Source organism: Lacisediminihabitans sp., assembly GCF_043726815.1.
Lineage (GTDB): Bacteria > Actinomycetota > Actinomycetes > Actinomycetales > Microbacteriaceae > Lacisediminihabitans.
Window position 1 is genome coordinate 1 of sequence record NZ_JAYSJZ010000050.1, and the last position, 12824, is coordinate 12824.

Genomic DNA, 12824 nt, shown 5'->3' on the forward strand with positions numbered 1-12824 from the left:
CCCGGTAGAGGCTCGAGTTGCGCAGCCCGCGGATCGGTCCCTGGCTCGGTCCGCCGATGGTGACGAGGGTCGCGAAGACGAGGCTGATCACAAGGGTGACGACAGGCAGCACGAACAGCAGCGTGACGCTGTTGCGCATGGCCGTGAGGAAGATGTTGTCGCTGAGGATCTTCCCGTAGTTGACAAAGCCGATGAAGTTCATGCCCGGGGTGAATCCCGACCAGTCGGTGAGTGAGTAGTAGAACGCCTGGATGAAGGGCCACACGACGAAGAGCACGTATCCGACCACCGGCAACACGAGGAAGACCAGCATGAAGCTGATCTTGTCGAAGGTCAGGTCACGACGGCGCCAGCGCCGGCCGGCAGAGACTCTGCCGGCCGGCGCTGCAGTGGGAGGAACGACTGCGGTCATGTGACCGTGACCTTCTTCACCGAGCTGTCGTTGCGCACCTTGTCGCTGATGGACTGCAGGCCGGAGGTGAGCTGCGCCACCGACGAGTCGCCCTGCAGGAACGTGTTCCAGACCACGAGCTGGTCGGTGTTGAGCCCGTAGAGGTCCACGAAGTTCCAGGAGAAGACATCGCTGCCCGCGCCCTCGAGCAGCTTCACCTGCGAGACGAGAGCGGTCGAGCCGAAGCCGTCCGCCGGGATGGTGCCCTTGACGATGGTCGACGAGAACGTCGTCTTGGCGAAGTTGACCGCGGCGTCGTGCGAGAGCATCGCGCGCAGGAACTCCTTGCCTCCGGCCACGTTCTTGCCCTGTGACGGCACGATGTAGCCCTCGCCGGCCGTCGAGTGGAGAGCCTTCTGCGGAAGCTTGGAGCCCGTGGTGACGGTGAGTTCCGGAGCCCCGGTCATCTTGAAGCCCGCCTTGGTCTGCGTCTTCATCTCGTTCTCGATCCAGCCGCCGGACGGGTACAGGATGAACTTCTCATCGTTGCTCCACTGGGCCTGGGCCGCGGTGAACTGGGTGCCGGCGCCGCCGGGCTGCATGTAGCCGGCGTCGATGATCTTCTTGAGTCCCGTGAAGACATCCTGAATCGGCTTGAGGGACCAGCAGCCCTCCTTGAGGTTCTCGAGGGCGAGCCGCACCTCGTCGCCGCCCTCCTTGATCGCGGAGGCGATGGCCATCGTCTGGTAGTAGGTGGCTGCTTCCTTGCCCCAGCCGAACAGGTACTTGCCCTGGGCCTTGGCCTTCGCGCCGAGGGCGAGGGCCTCGTCGTAGGTGGTTGGGACGGTCCAGCCGTTGGTCTCGAACAGCGAGGCGGAGTACCACATGGCGTAGACGGTGAGCACGTAGTTGAGCTGCACGAACTTGCCGTCGAAGGTGCCAGGTTCGATGACTCCGGCGTACAGGGTGTCCTTGATCACCTTGCCCTCGAGGTTCTTCGCCTCGATCACCGGGGTGAGGTCCTCGAGCTGGGCGCGGATGGTGTTGATACCGATGAGGTTGGCACCGCTGTTGTCGATCACGTCCGGCGGATTGCCGCCGACGAATCGAGGCTGGAGCGTCTGCGCGATGTTGGTGGCCGCCGTCACCTTGACGGTGGAGCCGACCTGGGTCTTCTCCACGATCTTGCCGGCGAAGGTGGCGTAGTCGATGCCGTAGCCGCCCTTGAAGATGACGGCGTCCACGGTGGACTTGTCGGCCATGCCGAACGGGTTCTTCGCCGAGACGGTGCCGCCCGGGGCGGTCGTGGAGCCGCCGCCGCCCACGCACGAGGCGAGCATTCCGGTGGCGGGGATGAACACGGCGGCCAGGAGTGCGCCGCGGAGGAACTGACGCCGCTGGAGTGGCTTTTCTGTGATCGACATTCTGTACTACCTTCCATTCTTGGTGTGGCGGGTATTCGGTATGAGGGTGCTGCGGGGGTGGGTCTGAGTCAGGCGAAGCGAGTGATGTTGTACTGGAGTTCGAGCGCCTTGTTGTGCTCGTCCCCGCCCGGGATGTTCGCCGAGATGTAGAGCGGGGGCGTGGTCCCGTGTTCCGCGATCAGCCGGGCGGTTCCGATGGTCAGGAGCTGGGCGATGTAGGCGGCGGTGATGGACGACACCGCCCCGACCGGGATGCCGCCGGCGAGCTCGAGCGTCGCGTCGCCGAACGGCGCGAGGTTGTCGATCACGACATCCGCCACGTCGCTCAGGCGCTTGCCGCTCGGGTGCTTGGGGTCGACCCGCATGGTGTGATCGAGGCTCGTGACCGCGACCACCGGATGCCCGTGCTTCTTCGCCTCGATGGCCAGGCCCACGATGGACCCGTTCACCCCCGAGTTCGAGGCGATGACGAAGACGTCGTCCGGCCCCGCGCCCGCGATCGCGTAGAGCCGCTCGGCGATGTCCGGGTTGCGCTCGAGTTCCGAGCCGGCGAGGGCGCCCGGCTCGATATCGCCGTGCAGCACGACATCCCGCAGCGCGATCTTCTTGGTGGGGATCAGTCCGCCGGCCCGGCCGGCGATCTCCATGGCGAAGGCCTCGGAGTGTCCGGTGCCGAAGGCCTGGATCACTCCGCCGCGTTCGATCGCCGACACGAAGAGGGCGATGGCGCCGTCGAGACCTCCGGCCTCGGCACTCGCCGCCAGGGCCTCGATCCTGGACTGCACCTCGAGGCGGTACTGCCGGTCGAGGTCGGACTGGCTGACGGTGACTGACACTGCGGCTCCTTCGTTGGTTCCGACGTTCATGGGGCTCATTCGACCGACTGGTGGGGTTCGCGGGCCTGGCGCATGCTCACCGGGGATCGCCGCGGCCGCCGGTGGGTGGCGACCGCGAGGGCGGATGCCGCGAGGTTGTTGGTGGTGCGGGCGAAGTTCTCCTGGGCGGTGAGCAGGTAGAGCAGATCGAGGACGAGCAGCTGCCCGTGCTTGGCGGAGAGGTCGTCCGGCTGCAGGAACTGCTCGTGCACCGAGGTCACGATGGTGACATTGGCGTTCTCGGCGAGGGGCGAGGTCGGGTTGTTGCTGATGGCCACGGTGAGGGCGCCGGACCGGCCGGCCTCCCGGAGCATCTGAATTGTCTCCTCGGTGCGCCCGGAGTTGGAGATGCCGATGGCGACCGATCCGGAGTCCTGGATGGCTGCACTCGTGAGCCCCGCGTGCACCTCGGACCAGACATGGGTGCTCACGCCGATGCGGTAGAGCCGCGCCCCCATCTCCTCGGCGAGGAAGGCGCTGCCGCCCACGCCGTAGATGTCGACGTGGCGGCTCGTGGCGATCCGCTTGGCAAGAATTTTCATCTGCGGGAGGTCGATCGCAGAGGCGGTCTCGCGCAGCGTGCGCGAGTGGGCGTTGATGAGGGTGCTGAGCACATCGCCGGCCGAGTCGTGGGGACCGAAGGCCCGGCCGATGTCGGTCTTCCACGAGGTGCGAGCGGTGCTGCGGCCGAAGTCGGTCGCGATGCTCACCTTCAACGGCGCATAGCCGGTGTAGCCGATCAGGCGGCAGAAGCGGGTGACCGTGGCGGCCGAGGCACCCGCCTGTCTCGCCAACTCGCCGATCGAGAGTTTCAACGGGGCCTGGGGGTACTCGAGCAGGTAGTCGGCGATCTTCGCCATCGCGCCCGACATCTCGGGGCGCCGCAGAAGGATGCGGTTCGCCACTCCGGCGGCGTGCTCGCCGTCGACGATGACGGCGGCCGTTTGCTCGATGGTAATCACAACCTCCATATGGGCCAACTTCTGGAAAATTATTCTTACAGTACAGTGTGCTCAGTTCCCAAATATTTCGAAGAAGTAACGATGCGAAAAATTGTGGCGGTCGACGCCGGCGGCACCTCCTCGCGAGCCGTGCTGCTCGAGGCGTCCGGAGACTGCCGGGGCTTCGGGCGGGCGGGCGCCGGAAACCCGACCGCGGTGGGCATCGATGCCGCGGTCGAGGCCCTCGGCCTCGCGGTGGCACGCGCCCTGGGCGAGCACCGAGGAGAAACGGATGCCGACTCCCTCGTGGTGATCGCCCTCGCCGGCGCCGAGACGCCGGAGTTCGTCGACCGGCTGGGCTCGCGTTTCGCAGCCCTTGGACTGGGCGGCACCGTCGCCATCGAACCGGATCTGCTCGGCACCTTCTGCTCCGGCACGGCCCTGGAGCACGGCTACGCCGTGATCGCCGGTACGGGGGCCATCGCGGCGCGAGTGAGCGACGGGCGCATCCACACCGTTCGAGGCGGTTCCGGCTGGCTTCTGGGCGACACGGGATCAGGGTTCTGGATCGGGCACCGTGTGGCCCGCGCGGTGGTCGCCGCCCTCGACGGAATCGGGCGGCAGACCGCGCTCACCGGCCTGCTGCTCGAGGCCGCCGGGATCGAACGCACCGCGGCCAGACACCGTGGCCGGGCCGAGGAGCTCACGCGTCTCGAACGTGCGCTGTACGCGCTACAGCCCGTGGAGCTCGCCCGGTTCGCCCCGCTCGCCTTCGAGGCCGTCGACGATGCGGTGGCCCGCGAGATTCTCGATGCCGGGGCGGAGGGGATAGCCCGCATCCTCGCCGCGGCCGTGGAGACCGACGTCTCCGGCGCGGTCGTGCTGGGCGGGAGCGTGCTGGCGGCCGGCATGGAGCGGGCGCCGGCGATCTTCACCCACCGACTGCGGGCCGCGGCCGGGGATGCCCAGCTGATCCCGGTCGCGGACGGCGTGGTCGGCGCGGCGGTGCTCGCCCTGCGGCGACTCGGCATCCGGGTGGATGCCAGGCTCCACCGGCACCTGACCGGGGAGATCGACCGTGCCCGGCTCGAGGCGGTCGCGCGATGACCCTCTCCGTGCAGACCCGCATGATGGAAGTGGCCGATCTCGGCCCGCCGGATTCGATGCCGATGCTGGGTGCCCCCCTCGAGTCGCCCGGGGTCATCACCGGGGACATCCCCGGGGAGATCATCGAGGGCTCGACCTACGGCACACCCACGAACCTCTATCCGTACCAGGAGCAGAACGGCTACGGCCGCACGCTCTCTCCACGCCCCGTCAAGACGGTGGTGCTCGAGAACGATCGGCTGAGGGCGGTGTTCCTGCCCGAATGGGGCGGCCGGCTCTGGGAGCTGTTCGACAAGGGCAGTGGCACCCACCTGCTGCACTCGCCGCCCACCATCCAGTTCGCCAACCTGGGGCTGCGCAATGCCTGGTTCGCCGGCGGCATCGAGTGGAACATCGGCACGCGAGGTCACTCGCCGACGACCGCGAGCCCCCTGCATGCCGTGGTGGTTCGCACGCCCGGCGGGCAGGAGGTGCTGCGGATGTGGGAGTTCGACCGGTTGCGCGAGGTCGTGTTCCAGGTGGATGCCTGGCTCCCGCCCGACTCGGCGGTGCTGTTCGTGGCGGTGCGGGTGCAGAACCCGAATGCCGTGACGGTGCCGATGTACTGGTGGACGAATGCGGCGGTGCCGGAACGCGAGGACACCCGCGTGATCGCCCCGGCCGACTCCGCGTTCGTGAGCGCCTACGAGGGCGGGCTCAGCCGGGAGGCCGTGTCGACGGGCGCGGCGGACTGGAGCCGGCCCGCCAACAACGCGCGGGCGCGGGATTTCTTCTTCGACATCCCGCGGCACCGCGCCCCGTGGATCGTGGCGCCCGACGCCCACGGTGACGGCCTCGCCATGCTCTCCACGGCGCGGCTCCGCGGGCGGAAGCTCTTCGTTTGGGGGCGGGGACCGGGCGGCGATCGCTGGCAGCGTTGGCTGTCGCCGCGGGGCGAGCGCTACGCCGAGGTTCAGGCCGGCCTCGCGCAGACCCAGTTCCAGCACCTCGAGATGCCGGCGGGCGCCGACTGGAGTTGGCTGGAGGCCTACGGCAATCCGTGCCTCTCGCCCCAGACCGTGAGCGGCACGGACTGGCCGGCCGTCGTGGCCTCGACCGAGCGGGCTGTCGCCGATCTCGTGAGTCCCGCCGCGCTCGAGGCGGCGCACGCCGCGGCGCGCTCGTGGGCGGGCCTCGCCCCGACGAGGAGCATTCTCGCCGGCAGTGGATGGGGAGCCCTGGAGGCGGCGCGCCGGCGGCGACACGGCCTGGGCTGGATCGACGAGAGCGGCACTCCATTCGCCCCCGACACGGTCACCGCCGAGCAGCGGCCGTGGCTCGACCTGCTCGAGGGTGGCGCTCGGTTCGACGGCGCCCCCGGCTTCGTGCGCGGCGAGGACTGGGAGGCCCTCTGCGCCGCCACCGGCGAGGGGGCGGCCGCCTCGTTGCATCGCGCGATCATGAGACACGCGGCGGGCGACGCGGCCGACGCCGAGTCGCTCTACCGGCACTCCCTGGCGCGCGGACCGAGCGCGCACGCCCACCGCGGACTCGCGCGACTTCTGGTGACGGGCGGCGACACCGACGGCGGCCTCGAGCACTACCGCCTGGCGTGCGCGCTCGCCCCGCACGACACACCCCAGCTCATCGAGGCCGTGTCGGCGGCGCTCGCCGCCGTTCTGCAGACGCAGCGCTTGCGCTGCTCGGAACCGGCCCGTCGACGAGCGGGCGGCTACGGCTGCTCCGGGCCCAGGCCCTCGCGCTGTCCGGCGACGGTGCGGGGGCGGCGGCGATCCTGCGGGAGGGGATCGAGGTGGCCGACCTGCGGGAGGGCGAGAACGCCATGGCCGAGCTCTGGCTCCGGGTGATTCCCCACGATCCGGTTCCCGCCGACTACCAGTTCAGCATGACCGAGGAGGGAACCGGATGACCGGCATCGCGATCGTGGGACGAGGCGCGATGGCGCGGGCGCACGCGCGGGCGTGGAGCGAGCTCGGCCTGGGCGACGACATCGGCTATGTCAACACTCTGACAGTCGGACCGCCCCTGCCATTCGCGCCCCGCGCCCGGTTCGAACCGGACCTGCGCGTCGTGCTTCGCGACCCCCACGTGCAGATCGTGTCGGTGTGTACTCCCACCCCGACCCATGCCGCAATCGCCATCGAGGCCCTGCGGGCCGGCAAGAGCGTGCTGCTGGAGAAGCCGATCGCCCTCACCATCCCCGAGGCGCTGGCCATCCGCGACGAGGCCGCCCGGAGCCCGGGGGTGCTGATGGTGGCGCACGTCGTGCGCTTCTTCGATGGCTATCGCGCCATCCGGGGAGCGTTCGAGGCCGGCACGCTCGGGGCAGCGCTCGCCGTATCCGCCGGCCGGTTCAGTCCGGCCCCGCGCCCATCGACCTGGTGGCATGACGAGTCGCAGTCGGGCGGGATCGTCGTGGACTTCAGCATCCACGACTTCGACCAGCTGAATCTGTTTCTGGGTCGGCCGCTCTCGGTGACGGCGCGCCGGGCGCGACCGGACGGCCCTGTCGAGGCGACCGTGGACTACCTGGGCGGCGGCGTGGGCCGCACGATGGGCTTCATGGGGATGCCGGCGGGATTCAGTTTCGCGTCGTCTCTCGACGTGGTGGGCAGCGCCGGACTGGCCGACCATCGGTTCTCGGGGGTGCTCGACCCCGCGAAGGACCCCGCGGCTGCGGGCGCCCGGGACACCGTGCGGGTGCAGACCGCGGCGGGCACGGAGGAGCGGACGATCGCCGCGCACAACCCGTACCGCAGTCAGGCCGAATACTTTTTGGAGTGCGTGCGCACGGGTGCAGCGCCCGAATTCTGTCCGGTCGAGGACGCCGTGCTGGCGCTCGCCGTGGCGCTCGCCGCGAAACGGTCGCTGGACTCCGGATCGCCGGTGCTGGTCGACACCGCCTGACCGGAGCTAGTCGATGAGGTGGTCCTCGAGGAACGACGCGGTGCGCGCGAAGGCGAGGGCGGCGGCCGCCACGTTCACCTTCTCGGGAATCGTGGCGTTGGCGAACGAGTGCACCGTGCCGAGGTAGGTGAACTGCGTGACCGGCGTGCCGTGGTCCTTGAGCCGGCCGATGAAACTCTCCGGATCCTCGCCCTCGTCCCACTCGTCGAACTCGGCGAACTGCAGGAGCACGGGGCAGGGGATCACGCCGTGCTGCGCCGGCCCGAGCGTCGCGTAGTAGGCGACCACCGCATCCGCGGATCCGCCCTGGGCGTGCAGCAGTGCCAGCCAGCCTCCGGCGGAGAACCCGACGACCCCCACGCGCTGGCTGCCCTCGGCCCGGGCGGTCTGGATGATGTCGTCGATGGTCGAGAGCGCCGTCGCGACATCGAGTTGGTTGAGCAACTGCTGCGCGGTGGCCTCGTCGGTGGTCGCCACCCCGTCGAAGAGGTCGGGCACCACGACACGGTAGCCCTGGTGTTCGAGCCCGCGGGCGTAGTTTTCGAGCCAGGGCAGGCGCCCGTACCAGTCGTGCAGCAGCACCACGAGCGGGCCGCCGGGTTCGCCGTAGTAGAACGGCACGCCGGGCGAGGGGATGGGAACGATTTCGGTCATGCCGGCCCTTCGGAGAGCGGAACGCGTCTCGTCTGCGCCACTCTAGCCGACGGCTCGGCGGCGCCGACCCTAGGCGGAGGCCGTGGCGAGTTCCGCCTGCAGGGACCAGTCCTGGCCGTCGAGAATGACCTGAGCGCTCACGCCGGTGAGCACGTTCACCACGATCGGTGCCATCAGGTTGAGGCGAGTTCCGCCGTCCCCGGGGTTCGCCACGACGAGCACCATGGCGTCTTCCGCGGTGGTCAGCCCGAGGGCCGCGCAGTGCTCGTCCGAGAGGATCGGGCCGTAGTCCGGTAGGAAGACGGCGGCGTCGAGAACGAAGAGCCGGATGCCGTCGTTCTGGGTGGCGCGCAGCGAGTACAGGCCCGTGGCCCCGTCGATCTCGGTGAGAGTGAAGTCGGTGAGCGGGTCGAGGCCGGGTGGCGGCGTCACGAAGGTGAGTGCGGCGCTCAACGGAGGAAGTCCATCAGCGTGGGCTGCAGGGTGCGTGAAGTGACGGCGAGGGCGGACTGGTAGGTGACTTCCTGCTGCTTGAGCTGGAGGACCACCTGGCTCAGGTCGACGTCTTCGATCGACGATCGCTGCGCCTCGAGCGCGTTCGACTGCTGCAAGTTGGTAGCCTCCGCTTTGTTGACCTGGGCCTGATTGGCGCCGATCGCGCTCTGCTGGGAGAGCGCGGCGTTCATGTGGGTGTCGATGGTGGCGAGCTGGGGGCCCACGTTCACGCCGCTGCGCAGGTCGGCGACGATGTTGTCCACGAGGGCGAAGACCGAGCCGGGCCCGGTGCCGAAGACCGCCGCGCCGTCGGCGTCCACCCGCACGGTCGTGCTCCCGTCGAGCCGCCGCGTGACCGGGGTGCCCGTGCCGGTGAAGGTGTAGCTCGAGTCGAACGCGACGCCGGCATCCGAGGTGCCGGCAAACACCGTGCGACCGGCATATTTCGTGTTTGCCTGGCCGAGCAGGTCCGTCTTCAGGCCCTCGAGCTCTTTGGCGATGGCCTCCTTGGCCGCCGGCGAGAGTGCTCCATCGTTCGCGCCCTGCACGGTGAGGTCGCGCACGCGGCGGAGGATGTCGGTGGTGCTGGAGAGGGCGGCGTCCACGGTGGTGAGCCACGCGTTTCCATCATCTATGTTGCGACCGTACTGGGCCGTGGCGGCCTGATCCACGCGCACCCGCAGCGAGTCCGCGGTGCCAGAAGGGTCGTCTGAGGGCTTGGAGATCTTCTGCTGGCTGGACGCGAGCGCCTGAACCCGGGCGAGTTGCGCCGCGCTCGACTGGAGGTTGCGCTGGGAGGTGGCCATCATCGTCTGGCTCGTCACTCGATTGACCATGGGCTATCTCCCGACGATTCCGGTGCGGTTGATGAGGGTGTCGAGCATCTCGTCGACCGCGGTCATCACGCGAGCGGCACCCTGGTATGCCTTCTGGAACATCAGCATGTTGACGTTCTCCTCGTCCATGTCGACCGAGGAGTTGGCGAGTTGCGCGCCCGAGGCGGAGGTTGCCGCGGTCTCGGCGAGGGTCGCTTGCTGCACGGCGGACTTCGTGGCCACGCCGATGCCGGTGACGAACTTGGACCAGACGGAGTCCGGGGAGGTCGGTCCGCTGCCGAGCGCGGCGATTGCGGAACCGTTGGAGCCGTCCAGGGCGCCGGAGCCGGTCGTCGCGGTGGCAATGTCGCCGACCCCCGTGGCCAGCACCGAGAGGCCGAGGGCGGCCGGGCCGGTGGGCGCTATGGCGAAGAAGTCGAGGCCGGTCGCCCCGGTGGAGGTGACCCCGGCGGAGTGCACGGAATTGACCGAGGTGGCGAGGTAGGTCGCGAAGGTGTTGTAGCTGGCGGCGGCCTCGGCGAGGGCCCCGCCCGTTCCCGTCGCGTTCGCGGCGGCGAGCACAGCCACGGCGCCGGCCATCTCGCCCGACTCCGCGCCGACCGGTACTCCGGGGCGGTTGGCCCAGGCGAGCGCGACCGGAGTGGCTGCGGCCCCGGCCATGATGTTGCTGCCGGTGACCGTGACGGGCTGGAAGGTGTCACCGGAGACGAGGGCGTTGCCGCCGATAAGCACGTCGGCCGTGCCATCCGGGAGCACGCGCACCGTCGCGCCGGTGAGGGCGGCGATCGTCGTCGTGAGGGTGTTGCGCTGGTCGAGCAGTTCGTTGACCGAACCGCCGGTGGCGAGGGTGCTCCGGATGCGGGCGTTGAGGTCCGCGACCTGGGTTCCCGCATCGTTGAGTTCTCGGGCCATGCCGTCCAGCTGCCCTCGCACCTGCGTCCACTGGGAATCGACGGCCTGATAGCCGCTCGCGAGGTGGGAGGCGAGTGCGGTGGCATCCGAGATCAGCACGCCGGCCTGGGCCGGCTTCCCGGCGTTGTTGGCCATCCCCTGCCAGTCCGCCCAGAAGCCGGTCAGCTGGGCGGAGAGCCCGTTTGCGCCGGGCTCCTGCAGCGAGCCGTCGACGGCGCTCAGCGCGTTGGCCTTCACGGCGAGGTTGCCGGAGGTCGCGGCGGAGTTGCGCACCTGGGAGTCGAGGTAGATGTCGCCGAGGCGGGCGACGCCGGTCACCGCGACACCCTGGCCGATCCGCACGACGCCCCCGGACAGCCGGCCCACCTGGGAGAGGGCGCCGAGGGACGAGGTCGTCACCCGCTGGCGGGTGTATCCCGTGGTCGTGGCGTTGGTGATGTTCTGTCCGACCACGGACAGCCCCTGCCGCGCGGCGGAGAGGCCGGTGTATGCGGTGTTCAGGCCGCTGAAGGTGCTCACGCGAGGGTCCTCACAGGCTCAGGTCGAAGATTCGGGCGGCACCGGTCGGCGCCGCGGAGGTTCCGCTCGAGTCGTAGGTGCCCGCCTCGGTGACCCCGTCGGACTGCGCCTCCTGCACGAAGCGGATGGCGGTGCGCAGGTAGTGCTCGTTGAGGTCACGCAGCTCGCGGATCTGGTTGGTCTGCTCCGTCATCGCCTGGAGGTGCGAGCCCAGGATTTCGGCCCATGGTCCCTCCGGTGCCGCATCGACGAGTTCGCGCAGGGTGGCGTTCTCGTCGGCTCCCCACTCGGCGGCCACCGAGGCGACCTCCACCGTGCGGGCGAGGCCGGCGGCACGGAGCCGCTCCATCACCTGTTCGACCTCGCGGGTCGCGTACTGCAGCCACCGGGTCTTGTTGGCGGTGAGAAGGAACTGCTCCTCCTCGAGCTTGAACGTCAGGAGCTCGAGCAGCTCTCGCTCGCGCCACAGGCACGCCGACAGTTCATTGACACTCATGGCACTCCAAGTCCGGTTGATCATGTGGACGGAGGCGTGCACCGTTCGCGCTGTCCGCCTTCGGGTGTCCACCTGTTCCACGGTTGAACTATCGGCAAGGGTACTCCGCGCGTTAGTCGAGATCGTGGGCGCGTTCCGAAAACCACCCACGGCAGGCTGTCCGCTACAAGGAGGACTTAACCGGCGGAATGGGGTACGCGAGCCCCCGGACTGGGGGCAATAATCGAGCAAACAACAGGGAAACGACTGGTTTTAGGGGGGTCATCCGCCTATAGAGTCGCAACAGATCGAGGCGAACAGCCCACCGATTCCACCGCTTCGCCACCCGAGATCCACCCGAGACAGACCCGAACTTCATCACGTTCCATCGGCACGACAAGCGCTTACCCGAGCAGATCGAAAATCGTATTCGTCCAGTTTGCACACGGGGGCCAGGCAACGTGAACCGCACAGAACGCAACCAGTTGGTTGTCGACAATCTTCCGCTCGTCGGGTACCTCGTCTCCGAGGTCTGGGCACGGGCGACGCACCTCTCTCGGGACGACCTGGCCTCGGCCGGCGCCGTCGCCCTCATCACCTCCGCCGACTCCTTCAACCCGGAGCTCGGCATTCCGTTCGGTGCCTTCGCCCGCCGCCGCATCGTCGGCGCCTTCGCGGACGAGATGCGCTCGAGCGACTGGGCCACCCGCGGCGCCCGTCGCCGCATCAAAGAGACCACGGCCGTGCAGGAGACCCTCACCGCCGCCCTCGGACGCGTTCCGAACATCGACGAGATCGCCACGGCGATGGGCGTCGACCGCGCAGAGGCCGAGGCCGGCCTCGCCGACGCCTCGCGCACCGTCTCCGCGCTCGACGACACGACGGCCGAGTACCTCGTCGCGGACACCGCGCTGCCCGAGGAGTCCCTGCTCTCCGCCGAGCGCCTCGGCTTTCTCAGCGCGGCCGTCGTGGCCCTGCCGGAGAAGATGCGCTACATCGTGAACGGGATCTACTTCGAGGACCGCTCCGTGAAGGAGCTCGCCGACGAGCTCGGCATCACCCACTCCGCCGTCTCCCAGCAGCGTGCAGAGGCGATCCGCGTGCTCAAGGACGGCCTCGAGACCCACTACTCGGACACCAGCGCCGAGTACACGCCCGTGTCCCGCATCGCGCCGGCCACCCGCAGCGCCTACCTGGCCAGAGTGGCGAACAACGCCATGGCCGGCATGGCGAACCTCGCGCACCCCGCGCGGGCCAACGCGGCGGCGTCCTAAAAAGACAAAAAAAG

Annotated in this window: 13 protein-coding genes; 4 read left to right on the forward strand and 9 right to left on the reverse strand. The window is 69.2% G+C overall.

From position 1 onward, the window contains the following. From ACHZD8_RS05705 to ACHZD8_RS05720, 4 genes are all read right to left on the reverse strand, one after another. The coding region (locus ACHZD8_RS05705; RefSeq protein WP_394769195.1) for a carbohydrate ABC transporter permease at nucleotides 1-412 on the reverse strand (412 nt) is incomplete at its 3' end. After that, nucleotides 409-1815, reverse strand: coding sequence for an N-acetylglucosamine/diacetylchitobiose ABC transporter substrate-binding protein (ngcE, locus tag ACHZD8_RS05710; RefSeq protein ID WP_394769196.1), 1407 nt, complete (start codon nucleotides 1813-1815; stop codon nucleotides 409-411). The genes ACHZD8_RS05705 and ngcE, both read right to left, overlap by 4 nt. A 68-nt stretch (nucleotides 1816-1883) precedes the next feature. Beyond that, complete coding sequence (locus ACHZD8_RS05715) at nucleotides 1884-2651, reverse strand: sugar isomerase domain-containing protein (protein WP_394769197.1); 768 nt, start codon at nucleotides 2649-2651, stop codon at nucleotides 1884-1886. 35 nt (nucleotides 2652-2686) lie between these two features. Beyond that, nucleotides 2687-3661 (reverse strand): MurR/RpiR family transcriptional regulator, encoded by a 975-nt coding sequence (locus ACHZD8_RS05720; protein WP_394769198.1) that lies wholly within the window; start codon nucleotides 3659-3661, stop codon nucleotides 2687-2689. 72 nt (nucleotides 3662-3733) lie between these two features. On the opposite strand from ACHZD8_RS05720, the gene ACHZD8_RS05725 reads away from it, so the two are divergent. Genes ACHZD8_RS05725 through ACHZD8_RS05735 form a run of 3 tightly spaced genes read left to right on the forward strand, consistent with a single transcriptional unit; the run spans nucleotide 3734 to nucleotide 7645 of the window. Continuing rightward, a complete protein-coding gene (locus tag ACHZD8_RS05725) occupies nucleotides 3734-4738 on the forward strand; it encodes an N-acetylglucosamine kinase (RefSeq protein ID WP_394769199.1) in 1005 nt (334 codons plus the stop codon). Further along, the gene (locus tag ACHZD8_RS05730) at nucleotides 4735-6585 is read left to right on the forward strand and encodes a DUF5107 domain-containing protein (RefSeq protein WP_394769200.1); all 1851 of its coding nucleotides are present in this window, start codon (nucleotides 4735-4737) and stop codon (nucleotides 6583-6585) included. Before ACHZD8_RS05725 ends, ACHZD8_RS05730 begins: the two co-directional genes overlap by 4 nt. A gap of 58 nt (nucleotides 6586-6643) precedes the next feature. Beyond that, nucleotides 6644-7645 (forward strand): Gfo/Idh/MocA family protein, encoded by a 1002-nt coding sequence (locus tag ACHZD8_RS05735; protein ID WP_394769201.1) that lies wholly within the window; start codon nucleotides 6644-6646, stop codon nucleotides 7643-7645. A 6-nt stretch (nucleotides 7646-7651) separates the two neighbouring features. Here ACHZD8_RS05735 and ACHZD8_RS05740 read toward each other — a convergent pair whose 3' ends face one another. The 5 genes from ACHZD8_RS05740 to ACHZD8_RS05760 form a co-directional block, all read right to left on the reverse strand. Beyond that, entirely contained in the window at nucleotides 7652-8299 is a 648-nt protein-coding gene (locus ACHZD8_RS05740; RefSeq protein WP_394769202.1) for a dienelactone hydrolase family protein, read from the reverse strand. A gap of 69 nt (nucleotides 8300-8368) precedes the next feature. After that, nucleotides 8369-8752, reverse strand: coding sequence for a flagellar assembly protein FliW (gene fliW, locus ACHZD8_RS05745; RefSeq protein ID WP_394769203.1), 384 nt, complete (start codon nucleotides 8750-8752; stop codon nucleotides 8369-8371). Beyond that, complete coding sequence (flgL, locus tag ACHZD8_RS05750; RefSeq protein ID WP_394769204.1) at nucleotides 8749-9630, reverse strand: flagellar hook-associated protein FlgL; 882 nt, start codon at nucleotides 9628-9630, stop codon at nucleotides 8749-8751. Before flgL ends, fliW begins: the two co-directional genes overlap by 4 nt. 3 nt (nucleotides 9631-9633) lie before the next feature. Beyond that, on the reverse strand, nucleotides 9634-11061 hold the full coding sequence (flgK, locus tag ACHZD8_RS05755) for a flagellar hook-associated protein FlgK (protein ID WP_394769205.1): 1428 nt from the start codon (nucleotides 11059-11061) through the stop codon (nucleotides 9634-9636). A gap of 10 nt (nucleotides 11062-11071) precedes the next feature. Continuing rightward, nucleotides 11072-11557 carry a flagellar protein FlgN gene (locus ACHZD8_RS05760; protein WP_394769206.1) on the reverse strand — a complete coding sequence of 162 codons (486 nt, stop codon included), beginning with the start codon at nucleotides 11555-11557 and terminating at the stop codon, nucleotides 11072-11074. Nucleotides 11558-11997: 440 nt separating this feature from the next. Between ACHZD8_RS05760 and ACHZD8_RS05765 the strand changes: the two genes are divergently transcribed. After that, nucleotides 11998-12810, forward strand: coding sequence for a sigma-70 family RNA polymerase sigma factor (locus ACHZD8_RS05765; RefSeq protein ID WP_394769207.1), 813 nt, complete (start codon nucleotides 11998-12000; stop codon nucleotides 12808-12810). Nucleotides 12811-12824 lie beyond the last annotated feature (14 nt).